Source organism: Klebsiella aerogenes KCTC 2190 (assembly GCF_000215745.1).
Taxonomy (GTDB): Bacteria; Pseudomonadota; Gammaproteobacteria; order Enterobacterales; family Enterobacteriaceae; genus Klebsiella; species Klebsiella aerogenes.
This window is the reverse complement of the sequence record NC_015663.1, coordinates 4328296-4347131: the sequence shown is the minus strand read 5'-3', so window position 1 is coordinate 4347131 and position 18836 is coordinate 4328296. Positions and strand designations below refer to the sequence as shown.

Sequence of the window (18836 nt, the reverse complement as noted above, 5' to 3'; positions counted from 1 at the left end):
TAGAAATTGCTTTTGAGTGAAGCTGTTCAAAGCTTCATAAATGTGATTTCAAAAGATGAATTCATTTCACATGAACCAAATGGTGAAATCATGGCTATGATAAATCTGTTAATGAAATGAGCGCAAATGTTAATGAATGATTTCGCACTAATTGATTAGCGCGATGTATATATTAAGTGGCAGAAGAATGAACGTAGCGGTGCCGTTACCTCAATGTGCTGATTCGGGGTAACGGCCACTGAGAGTCAGCCAGGCATGGATTTGCGTATCGCGCTCAGTAGAGTTTGCGCCCCCTGCGACAGGCTGGCGTCCACCCGGGTAAGAATACCGATCGGCTCGCCGGCGCCTTCGGTGGCGATAGGTAATGAGGTTAACAAACCGCGACGCAGGTCGTCTTTCACCGCGCCGGAAGGGACGAACCAGACATAGTCGTAATCGACGGTGAGCTGGCGTGAAAGCGAGGCCGACAGCGTTTCAATACAGCCGGGGGGAATTTTACAACCCTGGCTTTGCAGTAGCGTTTCCGCATTCTGCCGCGGGATTGTCCCTTTCGGTGAGACCACCACCGGCCATTCCATCACCCGGCTGAGCGTTACCGTCTCCTGCAGCAGCGGGTGGCCGGGGCGGACGACCAGCTTTAGCGATTCAAGAAACAGCAGTTCATAGTTGAGGCCGCTCATCAGTTCTGGATCAGACATGCGCCCGATACCAATATCGACATCGCCGGATTTTAGCCCCGCCAGCAGCATGGTGTTATTCATGGTGGCGACCTGTAAGGTGATGTCTTTTTGCTGTTTATGAAATTGACCAATCACCGTAGGTAAAATACCGAGCGCCGCGGTTGGCAGGGCGCCAATCCGCACCACATCGCTATTCATGCCTTCTTTACGATTGAGAGCCTGGCCTGCGGTATTGAGGGCATCCAGCACCTTGACCGCGTGGGTAAGAAACTGTTCGCCAACCAGCGTCAACTGCGCGCCAAGCCGCCCGCGCTCAAAGAGACGGGTACCGGTCAACTGCTCCAGCTCGTTGAGCGTTTTTGATAGCGCAGGTTGGCTAAGATTCAGGGTTTCTGCCGCCCGCCCCAGGGTTCCCTGCTGTGCGACGGCGACGAAAGTATGTAAATGGCGCAAGCGAATGCGCTGACTGAAGAGACCATTTTTTTCCATAATCGATGTTAAAAACAGAGCTGTCTCGGTAGCAAGCGAAGTTGTTTAATTTTGATAACTAGTTAGCAAAATATTATTAACATTTGATCTTATTGTCTTACAAGTCATTTCTGTCAGGCGCGATAAAAAGCCCCGCACTCGGCGGGGCTGGAAAAAAGGGATGTTTTGGTGGGAAATTAAATATCGAAGAACACGGTCTCTTTATCGCCCTGTAAATAAATATCAAAGCGGTAGACGACTTCATCTCCACGCACTTCACGTTGCGCGATAAGCGTCTGGCGGCGAACTTCCCATTCAATCAGATTCAATACCGGATCCTGTTCATTTGCCGCCTGCTCATCAGCAAAATACATCCGCGTATTCAGGCCGATGTTGATACCCCGCGCTACCACCCACAGATTGAGGTGCGGCGCCATCATGCGTCCGTCACGGCCGACGACCGCGCCGGGTTTGATAGTTTGAAAGCGCCAGACGCCGGATGCAAAGTCTGAACACGTGCGCCCCCAGCCGCGGAAGTTTGGGTCCAGAGTCTTACTCTGCTGACGGTCGTCGGGATGGTTATAACGCCCGTCGGCGTTAGCCTGCCAGAGTTCCAGCAGCACGTCGCGTACCGGCGTTCCGGAACCATCGAAAACCCGGCCTTCAATCGTAATACGTTGGCCTTTGGTTTCCGCGCTCACTAAGTTGGGGCCGAAGTTTTTTTCGAAAATATGAAACCCTGCAGCGTCCGGCGCCAGACCAATATGCACATAAGGCCCGGCAGTCTGCGAGGCGGTTTCAGCTAAATAGTCTTTCATTGGGCGGCCCCCTGAGTACGATTTTCGAACAGCGTGGCGCGATGGCCGCGCAGCACAAGATCAAAACGATAGGCCAGGCTGTCGAGCGGCACGGCGGCGTGGGTATCCAGCTCGGCAATCAGGGTACGCACGGCATCATCGTTATTGATGGTTCTGACAATCGGACACTGTTTAATAAGCGGATCGCCTTCAAAGTACATTTGGGTAATCAGCCGCTGCGCCCAGGCATCGCCGGAGAGCGAAAAGTGAATATGCGCCGGGCGCCAGTCGCTAACCTGATTACGCCACGGATAGGGGCCGGGTTTGATTGTGCGAAAACAGTAATAACCGTTTTCATCGGTCAGCACCCGTCCACAGCCGCCGAAGTTGGGGTCAATCGGCGCCAGATACTGGTCTTTCTTATGACGGTAGCGGCCGCCGGCATTGGCCTGCCACACTTCCACCAGCGTATTTTTCATTGGTCGGCCAAAGCCGTCGCGCACGTAACCGTGAACAATAATTCGCTCGCCAATCGGCAGGCCGTCTTTGGCGTAGTTGAGGATGAGATCGTTATCCAGCAGGCCAAGGTCGTCGCTGCTGAACACCGGACCGGTAATTTCAGAAAGTGAATTTTGCAGGGAGATGAGGGCATTACGCGGCGAGCGCAGCACACTAGTTTTATATCCCGGTGCCAGCGCCGGCGGATGGCTATTGTAATCGCGATGTACAACCTCGCGCGGTGACCATTTATTATTCATAGGGTACTCCATCAATCGGAAGAGAGGCATGTTGTTGTAATGTCGCCAGAAACAGTCTCTGTAAATGTTTTGTTAATTTAAAGTGAAATTAAATCTAATCTTTCATAACCATTGGTTATGATTTGTGCAGGCGAAACGCGGTAGCAGGTTATCCGCATCACAGTTTGTAAATTCTTCCCGCCACTCTTAACGCGCTTTCCTACACTCCAGGAAGTATTCACTGGAGGTAAGACATCATGGCGAACACCATCACGGCTGATGAGATTCGGGAGAACTTTTCACAGGCTATGTCGGCAATGTACCAGCAGGAAGTTCCGCAATATGGAACCCTCCTGGAGTTGGTGGCGGATGTGAATCTGGCGGTCCTGGAACATAACCCGAAATTACATGAACAATTGGCTAATGCCGACGAGCTGGCACGGCTGAACGTTGAGCGCCACGGCGCGATCCGCGTGGGAACGGCGGAAGAACTGGCGACCCTGCGTCGCATGTTTGCCATTATGGGGATGTATCCCGTTAGCTATTACGATCTGTCGCAGGCTGGGGTACCGGTTCACTCCACCGCATTTCGCCCGGTCGATGACGCGGCGCTGGCGCGTAACCCGTTTCGCGTTTTCACCTCATTGCTGCGCCTTGAACTGATCGGCAACGAGGCGCTGCGCCAGCGAGCGGCGGATATTCTCGCCCGTCGCGATATATTTACGCCTCGCTGCCGTGAACTCATTGCGTTACACGAAGATCGAGGAGAATTCACGGCTGCAGAAGCGCGTGAATTCGTCACCGAAGCGTTGGAAACTTTCCGTTGGCACCGTCATGCCACCGTTGACGAGCAAACCTATCACGCGCTGCATAATGAGCACCGGTTGATTGCCGATGTGGTCTGTTTCCCCGGTTGCCACATTAACCATCTGACGCCGCGCACTCTTGATATCGATCGAGTTCAGGCGCTAATGCCGCAATGTGGTATCGAACCGAAAGCGCTCATTGAGGGGCCGCCGCGCCGCGAGGTGCCGATTTTACTGCGGCAAACCAGTTTTAAAGCGCTGGAAGAACCGGTGATGTTTGCTGGTGAACATAAAGGCACACACAGCGCGCGCTTTGGCGAAATTGAGCAACGCGGCGTCGCGTTGACGCCGAAAGGACGAGCGCTGTATGACCGCTTACTGAATGAGGCCGGGGTCGGTAAAGACAACCTTAACCACCAGCGCCATTTGCAGGAGGTCTTTAGCGAATTTCCTGACAGCGAATTTCTGCTGCGTCAGCAGGGGCTGGCGTGGTTTCGCTATCGCCTGACGCCTGCGGGGGAAGCGCATCGCCATGCTTTTGGCCCCGGCGACGATCCGCAACCGCTGATCGAACGTGGTTGGGTAGTCGCGCAGCCGATTGTTTATGAAGATTTTTTACCGGTGAGCGCGGCGGGGATCTTCCAATCGAATCTGGGCAACGAAACGCAGGCCCGCAGTCACGGTAACGCCAGCCGTGAAGCTTTTGAAGCGGCGTTAGGCTGCGAGGTCCTCGATGAGTTCGAGTTATACCAACAGGCGGAGGAGCGGAGTAAACGCCGTTGCGGTCTGCTCTAAAATCGGTACTCTGCATGGCATAACTTGCAAAAGGACGTTGTTATGCAGAATTCATCTACGCCGCTGGTGAAAACGCGGCAGGGCACGTTATCCGGCACTAATGAACAGGGGATCCATATCTGGCGCGGTATTCCCTACGCGCAGCCGCCGGTGGGCGAGCTGCGTTGGCGTTCGCCGCAGCCTCCAGAGCGCTGGCAGGGCGTGCGTCAGGCCGATACCTTTGCCGCCGCCAGCTGGCAGGATATAGAGTATTGTCGTGAACTTGGCGGCGGCGATCCTGGCCGTTTCTCGGAAGACTGTCTCTATCTCAACGTGTGGGCGCCCGCCGCCCGCTCGCAGCCGCTCCCGGTGATGGTCTGGCTTCACGGCGGCGGCTACACCATTGGCGCCGGCAGTCTGCCGCCCTACGACGGTAGCGCGTTGGCCAGCCGCGAGGTGGTTGTGGTCACCGTGAACTATCGTCTTGGACACCTAGGCTTTTTCGCCCATCCAGCGTTGGAAGGCGAAGAGGGCGAGCGGTTGTATAATTTTGCACTGCTCGATCAGATAGCCGCGCTGCGCTGGGTGCAGGATAATATCCACGCCTTCGGCGGCGATGCCGCCAATGTCACCTTGTTCGGCGAATCCGCGGGGGCGCGCAGCGTCCTGTCGTTAATGGCGTCGCCGAAAGCGAAGGGATTGTTCCATAAAGCGATCGTGCAAAGCGGTTATACCTTACCGGATTTACCGCGGGAAAAGGCGCTGGCCAAGGGAAAGCTGCTGGCGGAACATTTTTCTCTTGCCGATGCCAGCGCGGAACAGCTGCGGGCAATCCCCGCCGATGCCTTTTGGGCGCTAACTGCGCCGCTGAATATCGGCCCGGCGCCGATTGTCGGCGATGCGGTGCTGCCGGAGCCCATGCTCGACACGTTCTTTAAGGGACGTCAGCATGCGATGCCGGTGATGATTGGCTCCAATAGCGATGAGGCCAGCGTGATGGCGGTATTTGGCGTCGATATTGCCGGTCAGATTCAAAAACTGCGCCGCGAACGCCGTTTTGGCCTTGGGCTGATTAAACTACTGTATCCCGGCGTTAAAGGCGATGAGGCGTTAGGGCGGGAAGTGTGTCGCGATATGGCGTTCACGACTTTAGGGTATGTTGTCATGCAGGCGCAGCAGCGTCTCGGGCAACCGTGCTGGCGCTACTGGTTTGACTATGTGGCCGAAGCGGAACATGAAACTTATCTCCATGGCGCCTGGCATGGCAACGAAGTGGTTTATGTTTTTGACAACCTGGCCCGCGCCGAGCCGGTATGTCAGTATGCCAGTGAGGCGGATCAAGCCTTCGCCGCGCAGGTCGCCGACTACTGGGCTAATTTTGCCCGCCAGGCGGGCAATCAGTGCAGTGAGTTAACCGGCCCGGTACGCTGGCCTGCCTGCCAGCGCGGACGGGACCGTTTATTGCGTATCGGCCTCAACAAGCGCGCGGGCTTTAAAGTGGAGAACCGGTTTATGCGCGCGCGGCTGGCGCTGTTTCGTCGGGTGATGAAGCATCATGTGACGCTGGATTAACCAGCGCGGCGCGAAAGCGCGCCAGCCCGTCGGCCTTGCTTTGCGAGCGGCGAACAACCAGCCGGTAGCTGGCGCCGGTTTTGACGCTAAGCGAGAAGGGGCGACATAGTCGCCCGGTTCGCAGATCCCCGGCAACCAGTGTTTCGTCCGCCATGGCCACGCCGAGCCCCTGCATCGCGGCGGTGATCGCCAGATCCATGGTGTCGAAATATTGGTTTTTATGCATTTTTAGCGCAGTTTCATGCGGGAAGTGCGCAAGCCACAGCAGCCAGTCGGTTTTATCGCGCGTCGGATGGAGAAATGTAGTGCCTGATAGCTGGGGATCGCACGGCGTATCGGGACTGGCCACCGGCGTGAGGGCCTCCTCAAACAGCAAGTCGCCGGCGCTTTGATGGGTGCCGAAGATAATCGCCGCGTCGTAGGGTTCAGTCTTAAAGTTGACGCTATGCTCGGTGGTGGTGGTCAACGCCACCTGCAATTCCGGATAACGTCGTTCTATCTCCAGCAGTTTCGGCACCAGCCAGCGGATCGCACAGGTAGGCGCTTTCAGGCGCACGACGGTTTGCTGCTGGCGCGCCTGCTCGGCCACCGTTATCAGGCGGCCGAATGCCGACTGTAGCTCCGGATAAAGCGCGCTGCCCTGTGGCGACAGTCGCAGGCCCCGGGCGTGGCGTTCAAATAGCGGGAAGCCGAACCAGTTTTCCAGCGCGGCGATCTGTCGGCTGACTGCCCCCTGCGTCAGGCATAGCTCCTGTGCGGCATGGGTTAGGTTGAGATGCCTCGCGGTTATCAGAAACGTTTCTACGGTATGAAAAGGCAGGGCGCTACGCGACATGTTGGCTCCAGCTATGCATTTTGATCATGGGCAGTATGCCACGCATCGTTGCGAAATTGGGACGATGCGTTCCGTTTTTGCCATCTAATCGGCATCCGCTGCTTACACTATTATTAATCTCGTTGATACAACGTTTCTCACCGATTAGTTGATGTGTATAAAAGGAGCCACCATGTCTAAACCTTACGTTCGTCTGGATAAAAATGATGCGGCAGTATTACTGGTTGACCATCAGACCGGCTTGCTCTCACTGGTTCGTGATATCGAGCCGGATAAATTCAAGAACAACGTCCTTGCCCTCAGCGATCTGGCTAAATACTTTAAACTACCGACTATTCTGACCACCAGTTTTGAGAATGGCCCTAACGGCCCGCTGGTGCCGGAACTAAAAGAACAGTTCCCCGACGCCCCTTATATCGCTCGTCCCGGCAATATTAACGCCTGGGATAACGAAGATTTCGTTAACGCGGTAAAAGCCACCGGTAAGAAACAGCTGATTATTGCCGGTGTCGTCACTGAAGTGTGCGTGGCCTTCCCGGCGCTGTCGGCGATTGAAGAGGGATTCGACGTCTTTGTGGTGACCGATGCGTCCGGTACCTTTAACCCGATCACCCGTGATGCGGCGTGGGATCGTATGTCGCAAGCGGGCGTGCAGTTAATGTCGTGGTTTGGCGTGGCCTGTGAGCTGCACCGCGACTGGCGCAATGATATTGAAGGATTGGGCACCCTGTTCTCTAACCACATTCCGGATTACCGTAACCTGATGACCAGCTTTAACCTGCTGAGCAAGAAATAAACAGCTGGCGGCCAGTTTTCAGGCCTGGCCGCCGTTTCAATCAGACGGGATTATTCACTTATCGAGGCGGCATGGTGCGACTTTGCACTTTGATGTTTCAATAGCCGCGATGCCAGTACGCCCGACATCATCGACCCATTCACATTCAGCGCGGTACGCGCCATATCGACTATTGGCTCGATGGCGATAAAAATGCCGACCAGCGCCACCGGGAAGTTGAGCGTAGACAGGACAATCAACGCCGCAAATGTCCCACCGCCGCCGACGCCTGCGACGCCAATTGAGCCCAGCGCGATAGCCGGAAGTAAGCTGGCTAAAAACGAGAAGGACAGTGGGTCGATACCCAGCGTTGGCGCAATCATGGCCACCATGATAGCCGGATAGATCCCGGCGCAGCCGTTTTGCCCCATACTGGAACCAAAAGAGGCGGCAATATTGGCGATGGTATTCGGCACGCCGAATTTTTCCTGTGCGGTAATGGCTAATGGAATCGAAGCCGCGCTGCTGCGGGAAACAAAAGCGAAGGTGAGCACCGGCCACACCGTTTTAAAGTAGCGCAGAGGATGATGACCGCTAACGAGCAGCAGAATCGCATGCACGATAAACATGATAGCGACCGCCAGATAACAGGCGGCAATAAAGCCAAGCAGGCTGGTGAATTGCGCTAGCTGATAGGTCGAAAAGACTTTTGCCATCAATGCGAGGACGCCATATGGCGTCAGCGCTATCACGATACGCACCATCTTCATCACCCAAATTTGAATCGCGTTAATCCCGCTACTTAGTTTTTGACCTTCCTCCGGCGCCTCTTTTTTCACCTTCAATAACGCGACTCCGGCCAGCAGGGTAAATATAACGATGCCGATAACCGATACGCTGCGCGCGCCGGTCAGGTCGAGAAAAATATTTGTCGGGATCAGCGAAGTGACCAGTTGGGGTAGCGAAACGGCTGCGGTTTTGCTGACGTCTTCGGCGGTCAGCGTCGATTGCATATGGCTAAAAGCGCTGGCGTCAAGACCGAGTAAATCAGCGGTAAACAGTCCGACCCAGCCTGCCACCATCACCAGGCATAGCATGCAGGCAACAATGGTTAAGGACATTCGGCCAATACCGGCGCTATTTTCGAGTTTATTAATCGCTGACAGAATTGAAATGAAAATCAGCGGAACCGCGACAAGTTTCAGCAAATTAACATAGCCGTTGCCGACGATACTGTACCAATCAATGACCGTTTTTCGCGGTTCGTTGGCAATGAAATGGAGTGATAATCCGAGAAGGGCGCCGAGAAAGATGGCGATAAAAACGCTTTTTGATAACGAGTGGCTTTTTTGCTCGAGTTTAAAAAGTCCCCATGATGCGATTAAAAATAACGCGATATACGCTGGCGTAATAAACATAAGATGTGCCTCTTGCCCCATTCAGCACCTGAAATGCCGGAAAGAGATTTATTTCAAATTTCTCTAAGGCTGTGAAAAACCTTAGAACCGCTGGGGATTATAAAGAATTAAATAGCATAAGGCATATTAAAATTGTGGTTTATGTCCTGAGTGTTAGCCCTGTCATATTTCAGCAGGAGCCCTGGGAGCCATGATCGAAATGCATAGCTCTTATGATAACAATTCGCTTGTCGCTTGAAGGCGCTTTAGTTTGAATGGATATGCAAATAAAACGAGAAAGGATTAATCATGGCTCTTAGTACTTCGGTCACCACCCGCTCGAAATTGCCGGATGTCGGCACCACGATTTTTACCGTTATAGGTCAGCTCTCCGCGCAGCATAACGCGATTAATCTTTCTCAGGGCGCGCCTAACTTTGCCTGCGACCCACAGCTGGTGGCCGGCGTGACGCAGGCGATGACCGCCGGACATAACCAATACGCGCCGATGACCGGCCTGCGGGCCTTAAAGGAGCGTATTGCTGATAAAATCGCCACGTTGTACGGCACGCAATATGATGTCGATAGTGAAGTGTTGGTCACCGCCAGCGCCAGCCAGGGGATTTATTCCGCCATTGGCGGGCTGGTACATGCTGGCGACGAGGTGATTTACTTTGAGCCATCGTTTGATAGCTATGCGCCGATCGTGCGTCTGCAAGGCGCGACCCCGGTGGCGATTAAGCTAACCGTGCCGGATTTCGCTATTAACTGGGACGAGGTACGCGCCGCGATTACCCCGCGGACGCGGATGATCATCATTAATACGCCACATAACCCAAGCGGCCAGGTATTATCCGCCGATGACCTTAATCAACTGGCGATGCTGATCCGCAATACCGATATTGTGGTTTTGTCCGACGAAGTCTACGAGCACGTAGTCTTCGACGGCGAAAAGCATCACGGCATGGCGACCCATCCGCATCTGGCGGAACGCAGCGTGATTATCTCTTCCTTCGGCAAGACCTACCATGTGACCGGCTGGCGCGTTGGCTACTGCGTGGCGCCAGCAGCGCTAATGGATGAGATCTGCAAGGTACATCAGTTCCTCATGTTTTCTGCCGATACGCCGATGCAGTACGCTTTTGCAGAGCATATGCAGAACCCGGCTTCATGGCTGTCGCTGGCCGCTTTTTATCAGCAAAAGCGTGATTTGCTCCAGCAACTGCTGCAAGACTCGCCGTTCCGCTTATTGCCGAGCGCCGGCTCTTTCTTCATGCTGGCGGATTATCGCCATTTCAGCGATGAGCATGACAGCGAGATGGTCAAGCGGCTGATTACCGAATACGGCGTCGCCACGATTCCGCTATCGGCATTTTATACCGATGGTACTGATAACAAACTGATTCGGCTCTCTTTTGCCAAAGATGAAGCCACATTGCGGGCTGGCGCGCAGGCGCTGTGCCGCGTTAAGCCGCGTTAAGGAGCCAGACGATGAAAATAAAAGCCCTAACTCTAGCTTTGGGAATGCTGTGTACCGTATCAAGCTTTGCCGCCAGCGAGTTGCGCTACGGCGTGGAAGCGGAATATCCGCCGTTCGAAAGCCGCAACCCGGCAGGAGAGCTGCAGGGTTTTGATATTGATCTCGGCAACGCGATTTGTCAGGCCGCGCAGTTGAAATGCAGCTGGGTCGAAACCTCCTTTGATGCGCTCATTCCGGGACTGGTGGCGAAGAAATTTGATGCGATTAACTCGGCGATGAACATTACCGAGCAACGTCGCAAGAGTATTGATTTCACCCAGCCGATCTACCGTATTCCTTCACAGCTGGTGGGCAAGTCCGACAGCGGTATGCAGGCGACGCCGGAAGGGCTGAAGGGCAAAACCATCGGCGTGCTACAGGGCTCGATTCAGGAGACCTTTGCCAAAGAACACTGGGAAAAACACGGCGTCACGGTAGTTTCCTACAAAGACCAGAACATGGCGTGGGCCGATCTGCTTAACGGCCGTATCGACGCCTCGCTGGTGATGTCTGCCGCCGGGCAGGCCGGGTTCCTCAGTAAGCCGCAGGGTAAAGGATTCGGTTTTATCGGTAAGCCGGTGGCTGATGATACGATTCTGGGCAGCGGTATTGGCTACGGCTTGCGAAAGGGTGATGAGGCGACCAAAAAACAGCTCGACGCGGCAATTGATAAAGTGCGCGCTGACGGCACTATCACCCGTCTGGCGGCGAAGTACTTCCCCGGTATCGATGTCAGTGTGAAATAATCTTTATTTGCGGCTCTTTGCTGCGCAAAGAGCCGCCCGCATTACATCAGCACCACCGGTTTGATGACTTTACCGGAAGCTGAATCTACGAAAGCCTGATTAATCTCTTCGAGCGGATAGAACTCGATAAGCTTATCAATGGGGAATTTCCCTTGTTTATAAAACTGTACCAGCTGTGGGATAAACAGCTGCGGTACGGCGTCGCCTTCAATTACCCCTATCAATGATTTACCTTCCGCCATCAGATCGTTTTGCACATTAAAGGTGATATCGCCGGTAAAGCCGACGACCGCCACCGTGCCTAACGGCTTAATCGCGTGGATCGCCTGCAGAACGATGGCGGCGACGCCGGTCGTTTCGATGGCGTAGTGCGCCCCTTTACCGGTCAGTTGGCGAATAACCGCAACGCTATCTTCCTGTTTGCCATTGATCACGTGGGTTGCGCCGAGTTCACGTGCCAGCTCAAGGCGGTTCGCATGAATATCGACGGCGATGATTTGGCTACAGCCGGTGAGCTTTGCAGCCATAATGGCGCTTAAACCAACCGCGCCGCAGCCGAATACCACTAACGATTCCCCGGCCACCGGTTTTAGTCGATTTAACACCGTGCCGCTCCCGGTTTGAATTCCGCAACCCAGCGGACCAAGAAGCGAAAGTTCGACATCACGGTCGACAACAATAGCATTCGTCGCTTTGGTGACCACATACTGACTAAACGAAGATTGGCCGAAGAAGACGGATAATTCTTGATCATCCAGACGATAAGGGGTGGTGCCATCGTCTAAGCGTCCACCAAAGTTTAAGTCATTGAAACTTTCGCACGCGGAAGGATGGTTGGTGAGGCAGTTTTCACAGTGATGGCAGGCGGCGTAGCTCAGTACCACATGATCGCCAATTTCGACCCCACGAACGGCATCACCGACGTTAACCACGATACCTGCGCCTTCGTGGCCCAGGATGGCGGGCATCGGCAGGATCCCGGCGTTATCGCGGATTACCGCGTCGGTATGACAAACGCCTGTAGCGACAATTTTTACCATCACTTCGTCTTTTTTAGGTGCGCTAACCTGAATATCTTTAATGCTAAATGGTTGTTGATAACCCAACGTCACGGCGGCTTTTACTTTCATTAGATACTCCTGACATTTTTCCCTGGAGAGTAGAGATTACACCTGGCGTGATGAAAATTTATCCTGTTCGTGCTGAAAATAAACAAAGCGGGGGTAAAAACGCTGAGGTCTCGGGTCGCGCCTGTTCGCCAAAACAGCTCAGCGATAGCGATCGCTGGGTGGTTATTCAGTCTGTTCCGGTGGACATCTTTTTTTTCATGCTTTTCGCCTGCCAACAATTGGATTATCAATCATTTTTGTCTAGAGTGAGCGGAATTCACGACGCAGATGTTTGCAACGTTGCGTATCCGTCGAACTCTCAAAAAGGACGCTTTTCCAGGCATGAACCGCAGACGTTTTCTTAAATCATCCATGGCTGTTGCCGCCGTATGCGGAACGTCAGGAGTCGCCTCGTTATTCACTAAAGCGGCTTTCGCCGCGGATTCTGCTATCGCCGATGGCCAGACGCGCCGCTTTGACTTTTCCGTCCTGCAGGCGATGGCTCATGACTTAGCCCGCCAGCCGTGGGGCGGCGCGCCGCGTGACCTGCCGCCGACGCTGGCGAATCTGACCCCTCAGGCCTATAACAGCATCCAGTATGATGCGGCGCATTCGCTGTGGAATAACGTTGAAGAGCGCAAGCTGGATATCCAGTTTTTCCATGTTGGTATGGGCTTCCGCCGCCGGGTGCGCATGTTCTCGCTGGACGCGCAGTCTCAGCAGGCGCGGGAGATACACTTCCGTCCGGAGCTGTTCCAGTACAACGACGCCGGCGTTGATACCAAACAGCTGGAAGGGCAGACCGATCTCGGTTTCGCCGGTTTCCGTGTGTTTAAGGCGCCGGAACTGGCGCGCCGCGATATCGTCGCCTTTCTGGGCGCCAGCTACTTCCGCGCGGTCGACAGCACTTACCAGTACGGCCTGTCGGCGCGCGGTCTGGCCGTTGACACCTTTACCGATACCCCGGAAGAGTTCCCGGATTTCACGTCATTCTGGTTTGAAACCGTCAAACCTGGCGCGACGGTGTTCACCGTCTACGCGCTGCTCGATAGCCCGAGCGTCACCGGCGCCTATAAGTTCACCGTGAATTGCCAGCAAACGCAGGTGATCATGGATGTCGAAAATCATCTCTATGCGCGCAAGGACATTAAGCAGTTGGGCATTGCGCCAATGACCAGCATGTTCAGCTGCGGTAACAACGAACGCCGGATGTGCGATACCATCCATCCGCAAATCCACGATTCTGACCGCCTGTCGATGTGGCGCGGCAACGGCGAGTGGATTTGCCGTCCGCTGAATAATCCGCAAAAGCTGCAGTTCAACGCGTTCCAGGATAAAAACCCGAAGGGGTTTGGCCTGCTGCAGCTGGATCGCGATTTCAGTCATTATCAGGATGTGATGGGCTGGTATAACAAGCGCCCGAGCCTGTGGGTGGAGCCACGTAATCAGTGGGGAAAAGGGGCCGTTAGCCTGATGGAAATCCCGACTACCGGCGAAACGTTGGACAATATCGTCTGCTTCTGGCAGCCGGAAAAACCGGTAAAAGCGGGTGATCAACTGGACTTTAGCTACCGCTTGTACTGGAGCGCGCAGCCGCCGGTACGCTCTCCGCTGGCGCGAGTGCTGGCGACACGCACCGGAATGGGCGGCTTCCCGGAAGGATGGGCGCCGGGTGAACACTACCCGGACAAATGGGCGCGCCGCTTTGCTATCGATTTTGTTGGCGGCGACCTGAAAGCCGCGGCGCCGAAAGGCATTGAGCCGGTGATTACACTCTCCAGCGGCGAGGCTAAGCAGGTAGAGATCCTCTACGTCGAGCCTTTTGACGGCTATCGTATTCTTTTTGACTGGTATCCGACTTCAGATTCCACCGATCCGGTGGAGATGCGTATGTTCCTGCGCTGCCGTGGCGACGCTATCAGCGAAACCTGGCTATATCAGTACTTCCCGCCTGCGGCGGATCGGCGTAACTACGTTGATGACCGGATTATGAAATAACCCAGGTCGTTGAAATCCGCCCGCGGCGCGCTTCTGCGGGCGTTGTTGTTTATCAGTGAGATATCGTCATGACTGCCGAAAACAGCCCCATCATCGAAACTATCCCGGTCAACGAACAGCTGGAGCTGCGTGCGGTTGACGAACGTTACGTCAGCGAACTCCATCAATTGGTGCTCAAAAACCGTGACTGGCTGCAGCATGCTTTAAGCTGGCCTGCGGAGGTGTTGAGTGAAGATGAAACCCGGCGCCACGTGCAGGGAAACGTGATGCTGCACCAGCGCGGTTATGCAAAAATGTTCCTGCTGTTTTTACAGGGGCAGATGATCGGCGTCCTGTCATTTAACCAGATTGAACCGTTGAACAAGACGGCCTATATCGGTTACTGGATCGATCAAAGCCATCAGGGGCAGGGACTGTTGTCGCAGGCGTTACAGGCGTTTATCCATCATTATGCGCAAACGGGCGCCGTTCGCCGTTTCGTTATTAAATGCCGGGTCGCCAACCAGCGCAGTAATCAGGTGGCGCTGCGTAATGGTTTCCAACTGGAAGGTTGTCTGAAGCAGGCCGAGTTTTTAAATGGCGCATATGACGATCAGAATATCTACGCGCGGATTATTGACCCGCAATAAGCTGCTATAGCGAACCCAGCAGCGGCGTACGGGTGATATGCTCGTCGCCGCTCACGATTTTGCGCCCGCGAAGATGAATTCTGTCACCCTCCAGCGCTTCGATACAGGCGTTACCGCAGATTTCTACCTGTTGTTCGATAATCACATCGCCTCGAATCGTCGCATGTCCTTCGATAAGTATCTCGTCATCCAGCAGAATGGGGCCGCCGATAAGATGGGCGTGCCCGCCGACCATGACACGATGCTTTAACAGGCAGTTGCCTTCGACCACGGCGTTTTCGCCCACCTGGGAACTGTAGCGCAGGGTTGGGATCTGATCCTCGCCGCGCCCGGCGACCAGCCGCGCGCGATCGTAGACCCGGGCGTTGTCACAGATCCATACATCGTTATTTTCATTACCTTCAATACGTGCGTTATCGAACACTTCGGCACGGTGTTCAACAAAAGCATGCTCAACCACGGCATCGCCGTAGATTTGCGCCTGATGAACAATCCGTGAGGCGCTGACCGTGGCGCGCTGATAAATTTGCAGCACTTTGTCGATATCAGAAGTGAGTCCCTGAGCGGCAATCACCAGACAATGGGGGAGAATACGCGCCTGGTCGGCGATTCGGCAGACGCCACGGATTTGCGATTGTTTTATAGTGACGTTGTCACTTATCCTGGCGCCGTGACTTACCTCAACATTATCAAGCCAGGCGTTGTCGCTAATTGTCGCCCCGTGGCTTATCACGCAGGTGCCGGTCAGACGGGCGTTGTCGTCAACGCGCGCGCCAGCGAAGACGACGCTATTGGCATCATATATCCAGCAGTCGCCGCCCTGGCTTAACGCGGCTTCATCATCAAGCCAGCCGCCTTCGCTACCGGCCTTAACGTCCGAGAAATCAGTCAGCGCCACGATTTGCCGCAGAGTTACGCTATGTTTAATTCCGTCTTCTTCAAAGTGATACAGGCGGACGTGGTCGCTCAGACGATATTTCTTCATCAGCATTTCTCTTTACTGTTGGTTAACATAAACATAGCAAAAATCTCCGTAGCGCGTTTTATAAGGTTCCTTTAAAATGCAACTTAAAATTAAATTGAAACTTTAAATAAAATGAATAAACACGTAACGGGCGGCCAGGTACTGAATCTACCGGCTGGCTATTTTGGTATGGTGCTGGGGATAATCGGCATGGGCTTCGCCTGGCGTTATGCCAGTACCATCTGGCCGGTGAGCAGTATTATTGGCGATGCGCTGGTGGTGCTGGCGACAACTATCTGGGCGCTATTAATGATAGTGTTTATTGCGCGGGCTATTCGTTTCCCGTGGAGCGTTCGGCAGGAGATGCGTCATCCGGTGGCCAGCAGTTTTGTCAGCCTGATCCCGGCGACAACGCTATTGGTGTCGATCGCTTTTGCTGGCTGGTATCGCCCGTTGTCGCTGGCGTTATTTGCTGCGGGGGTTACGCTGCAGCTTTGCTATGCGGCCTGGCAGAGCGCCGGGTTGTGGCGGGGTAAACATCCGGGAGAGGCGACGACGCCCGGTTTATATCTGCCGACCGTCGCCAACAATTTTATCAGCGCCATGGCCTGCGGCGCGCTGGGATTTAATGATGCCGGACTGGCGTTTCTCGGCGCTGGCGTCTTTTCCTGGCTCAGCCTGGAGCCGGTTATCCTGCAGCGGCTGCGCAGCAACGGCGAGCTACCGGCGGCGTTGCGGACGTCGCTGGGCATCCAGCTGGCGCCGGCGCTGGTGGCCTGTAGCGCGTGGCTCAGCGTCAATGGCGGCGACGGTGATACGTTTGCCAAAATGCTATTTGGTTATGGGCTGTTGCAGTTGCTATTTATGCTGCGCCTGATGCCGTGGTATCTGCAGCAGCCGTTTAATGCGTCATTCTGGAGCTTCTCGTTCGGGATTTCCGCACTGGCGACCACCGGCCTGCATCTGGGTCACGGCCAGCCGCACGGATTTTTCCATACTCTGGCGATCCCCTTATTTATTTTTAGTAACCTGATTATCGGCCTGCTGCTGCTGCGTACCTTTCTTCTGCTGGTGCGGGGTAAACTGTTAATTCGCGTAGACCGTGCCACTTTATTGCCAAACAAGGATTAATCATGACGACTCGTGACGAAAACTACTTTACTGAAAAATATGGCCTGACGCGCACCCACTCAGAAGTGGTGTATGCGTCCTCCCAGATGCAGCCGGGACAGACGCTCGACCTTGGTTGCGGCAATGGACGAAACAGTCTGTATCTGGCGGCAAAAGGTTACAACGTCACCGCGTGGGATAAAAATCCCATGAGTATCGATAATCTGGAGAACATTCGTCAGGCCGAAGGGCTGGAGAACTTGCAGACTGCGATAAAAGATCTGAATACGCTGAGCTTTGATGGCGAGTATGATTTTATTCTTTCTACCGTGGTGATGATGTTCCTGGAAGCCAAAACCATCCCTGGTCTGATCGCCAACATGCAGCGCTGCACTAAGCCTGGCGGCTATAACCTGATTGTTGCCGCAATGGATACCGAAGATTACCCTTGTACCGTGGGCTTCCCGTTCGCCTTCAAACCTGAAGAACTGCGTGACTATTATGCTGGCTGGCAGTTCCTCAAGTACAACGAAGACGTCGGCGAACTGCACCGCACCGACGCCAGCGGAAACCGCATCAAGCTACGCTTCGCCACAATGCTGGCGCGTAAACTGGCTTAATCCGCCGCCAGCAGGCACAGCTGCAGGGCGGTAAGATAGGAGGCCTCAAAGGCGCGCAGCGGCAAAAATTCGAATTTCGAATGGAAGTTGTGCGCGCCGGTGAAGAAGTTCGGCGTCAGCAGACCCTTTGCCGAGAGCGCTGCGCCGTCGGTACCACCGCGCATCGGCGTAGGTTTTGGCGTTATACCGAGGCTTTCCATCGCGGTGAACATCAGGTCAATAGCCCGGCGGTCTTCGCCAATGGCGTTACTGATATTGCTGTAAGTATCGCTGATAGTGAATTCAACCCTGGCAGTAGGGTACTGGGCGGCGATTTTCTCTGCCGCTTCGCCAATCTGTTGTTTACGGCGGTTAAAGCTGTCCAGATCGAAATCGCGAATGTTTGCCTGCAACCTTGTGCTGTTCTGATCGCCATGAATACCGTTAAACCATACGTAGCCTTCGCGCCCGGCGGTGTGCTCCGGCGTCTGCTGGCGGTCGAAATAGCTCATGAAGTCGGTAGCCATTAACAGCGGGTTGACCAATACGCCTTTGGCGGACATCGGGTGTGCGGTTACGCCGGTAAACCGTATCTCCGCAGAGGCGGCGTTAAAGTTTTCATAAACGATCTCGCCGAGTTCGCAGCAGTCGATGGTCCAGGCAAAATCGACGGCAAAACGCGATAAATCCAGCGCTTTTGCCCCGCGAAGGCCAACTTCTTCGTCCGGGACGAACGCCACGACGATATCACCATGCTTATGTTCGGCGGTCAGGTTTTCCAGCAGCGTCATAACAACGGTCACCGCTGCTTTGTTATCGGCGCCCAGTACGCTGGTGCCGTCGCTGAAAATAATCTCTTCATCACGATAGGCCAGAATTTCCGGATGCTCGTCAACCCGCAGCCAGATTTGCTGTTCCGGGTTAAGGCAGAGATCTTCGCCAGTAAATCGCAGGATTTGTGGATGAATATCCGGCGACAGTCCGACATCAACGGTATCAATATGCGTGATAAAGCCGATCCGCGGCGCACCGGGGACGGTGCCTTTTTTAACCGCCGTCACGGTCGCATGCTCGTCGACAACGATATCGTCAAGGCCAAACTGACGTAGCTCGTCGGCTAACGCCTGCGCCATCTGATGTTGTCCGGGCGTTGTGGGTAACGTGGTTGCTCGTGGATCGCTTTGGCTGGTGATAGCCAGATAGCGAAAGAAGCGCTGGGTTAATTGTCTGGTTAAGGGCGAGGCCATAGTGATTCCTTCTTAATTTATTATTTCGGGTGTTTGCAATCTGGCTTTAGTGTTATCTATGGGCAATAAAACAAA

General features: G+C 54.4%; 18 protein-coding genes. 10 read left to right on the top strand and 8 right to left on the bottom strand.

The annotated features are described in order from the left end of the window. Nucleotides 1-245 precede the first annotated feature (245 nt). The 3 genes from EAE_RS20570 to pcaH all read right to left on the bottom strand — a co-directional run bounded on the left by EAE_RS20570 (nt 246) and on the right by pcaH (nt 2703). On the bottom strand, nt 246-1169 hold the full coding sequence (locus EAE_RS20570; RefSeq protein ID WP_015366376.1) for a LysR substrate-binding domain-containing protein: 924 nt from the start codon (nt 1167-1169) through the stop codon (nt 246-248). Between the two features lie 176 nt (nt 1170-1345). Further along, nucleotides 1346-1966 (bottom strand): protocatechuate 3,4-dioxygenase subunit alpha, encoded by a 621-nt coding sequence (gene pcaG, locus EAE_RS20565; protein ID WP_015366377.1) that lies wholly within the window; start codon nt 1964-1966, stop codon nt 1346-1348. Continuing rightward, complete coding sequence (gene pcaH / locus EAE_RS20560) at nt 1963-2703, bottom strand: protocatechuate 3,4-dioxygenase subunit beta (RefSeq protein ID WP_015366378.1); 741 nt, start codon at nt 2701-2703, stop codon at nt 1963-1965. The genes pcaG and pcaH overlap by 4 nt, the downstream gene beginning before the upstream one ends. Nucleotides 2704-2939: 236 nt before the next feature. Here pcaH and hglS point away from each other — a divergent pair, with 236 nt between their 5' ends. Beyond that, complete coding sequence (gene hglS / locus EAE_RS20555) at nt 2940-4283, top strand: 2-oxoadipate dioxygenase/decarboxylase HglS (RefSeq protein ID WP_015705582.1); 1344 nt, start codon at nt 2940-2942, stop codon at nt 4281-4283. A 42-nt stretch (nt 4284-4325) separates the two neighbouring features. Then, nucleotides 4326-5834, top strand: a complete 1509-nt coding sequence (locus EAE_RS20550; protein ID WP_015366380.1) for a carboxylesterase/lipase family protein — start codon at nt 4326-4328, stop codon at nt 5832-5834. Here the strand turns inward: EAE_RS20550 and EAE_RS20545 are convergent. Next, nucleotides 5773-6669 carry a LysR family transcriptional regulator gene (locus EAE_RS20545; RefSeq protein WP_032723078.1) on the bottom strand — a complete coding sequence of 299 codons (897 nt, stop codon included), beginning with the start codon at nt 6667-6669 and terminating at the stop codon, nt 5773-5775. The genes EAE_RS20550 and EAE_RS20545 overlap by 62 nt on opposite strands. Nucleotides 6670-6841: 172 nt before the next feature. Here EAE_RS20545 and ycaC point away from each other — a divergent pair, with 172 nt between their 5' ends. Beyond that, nucleotides 6842-7465, top strand: a complete 624-nt coding sequence (ycaC, locus tag EAE_RS20540; RefSeq protein ID WP_015366381.1) for an isochorismate family cysteine hydrolase YcaC — start codon at nt 6842-6844, stop codon at nt 7463-7465. Nucleotides 7466-7515: 50 nt separating this feature from the next. On the opposite strand, the gene EAE_RS20535 is transcribed toward ycaC, so the two are convergent. Continuing rightward, nucleotides 7516-8862, bottom strand: a complete 1347-nt coding sequence (locus tag EAE_RS20535; RefSeq protein ID WP_015705580.1) for an L-cystine transporter — start codon at nt 8860-8862, stop codon at nt 7516-7518. 288 nt (nt 8863-9150) lie between these two features. On the opposite strand from EAE_RS20535, the gene EAE_RS20530 reads away from it, so the two are divergent. Both EAE_RS20530 and EAE_RS20525 read left to right on the top strand, forming a co-directional pair. Beyond that, nucleotides 9151-10320, top strand: a complete 1170-nt coding sequence (locus EAE_RS20530; RefSeq protein WP_015705579.1) for a pyridoxal phosphate-dependent aminotransferase — start codon at nt 9151-9153, stop codon at nt 10318-10320. Between the two features lie 11 nt (nt 10321-10331). Then, nucleotides 10332-11105: an ABC transporter substrate-binding protein gene (locus tag EAE_RS20525; RefSeq protein WP_015705578.1), complete on the top strand. Its 774-nt coding sequence runs from the start codon at nt 10332-10334 to the stop codon at nt 11103-11105. Between the two features lie 41 nt (nt 11106-11146). On the opposite strand, the gene EAE_RS20520 is transcribed toward EAE_RS20525, so the two are convergent. After that, nucleotides 11147-12235, bottom strand: coding sequence for an NAD(P)-dependent alcohol dehydrogenase (locus EAE_RS20520; protein ID WP_015705577.1), 1089 nt, complete (start codon nt 12233-12235; stop codon nt 11147-11149). A gap of 50 nt (nt 12236-12285) precedes the next feature. On the opposite strand from EAE_RS20520, the gene EAE_RS20515 reads away from it, so the two are divergent. From EAE_RS20515 to rimL, 3 genes are all read left to right on the top strand, one after another. Continuing rightward, nucleotides 12286-12579 carry a hypothetical protein gene (locus tag EAE_RS20515; RefSeq protein ID WP_123907193.1) on the top strand — a complete coding sequence of 98 codons (294 nt, stop codon included), beginning with the start codon at nt 12286-12288 and terminating at the stop codon, nt 12577-12579. Next, nucleotides 12557-14212, top strand: coding sequence for a glucan biosynthesis protein D (locus EAE_RS20510; RefSeq protein WP_015705576.1), 1656 nt, complete (start codon nt 12557-12559; stop codon nt 14210-14212). The genes EAE_RS20515 and EAE_RS20510 overlap by 23 nt, the downstream gene beginning before the upstream one ends. 68 nt (nt 14213-14280) lie before the next feature. Further along, complete coding sequence (gene rimL / locus EAE_RS20505) at nt 14281-14841, top strand: 50S ribosomal protein L7/L12-serine acetyltransferase (RefSeq protein ID WP_015366387.1); 561 nt, start codon at nt 14281-14283, stop codon at nt 14839-14841. Between the two features lie 4 nt (nt 14842-14845). Here rimL and ydcK read toward each other — a convergent pair whose 3' ends face one another. Then, nucleotides 14846-15826, bottom strand: coding sequence for a YdcK family protein (gene ydcK, locus EAE_RS20500; protein ID WP_015705575.1), 981 nt, complete (start codon nt 15824-15826; stop codon nt 14846-14848). A gap of 111 nt (nt 15827-15937) precedes the next feature. On the opposite strand from ydcK, the gene tehA reads away from it, so the two are divergent. After that, complete coding sequence (tehA, locus tag EAE_RS20495; RefSeq protein ID WP_015705574.1) at nt 15938-16936, top strand: dicarboxylate transporter/tellurite-resistance protein TehA; 999 nt, start codon at nt 15938-15940, stop codon at nt 16934-16936. 2 nt (nt 16937-16938) lie between these two features. Then, the gene (gene tehB / locus EAE_RS20490; protein WP_015705573.1) at nt 16939-17535 is read left to right on the top strand and encodes a tellurite resistance methyltransferase TehB; all 597 of its coding nucleotides are present in this window, start codon (nt 16939-16941) and stop codon (nt 17533-17535) included. Here tehB and pepT read toward each other — a convergent pair. Next, a complete protein-coding gene (pepT, locus tag EAE_RS20485; protein WP_015705572.1) occupies nt 17532-18761 on the bottom strand; it encodes a peptidase T in 1230 nt (409 codons plus the stop codon). The two genes, tehB and pepT, sit on opposite strands and share 4 nt — an antisense overlap. Nucleotides 18762-18836 lie beyond the last annotated feature (75 nt).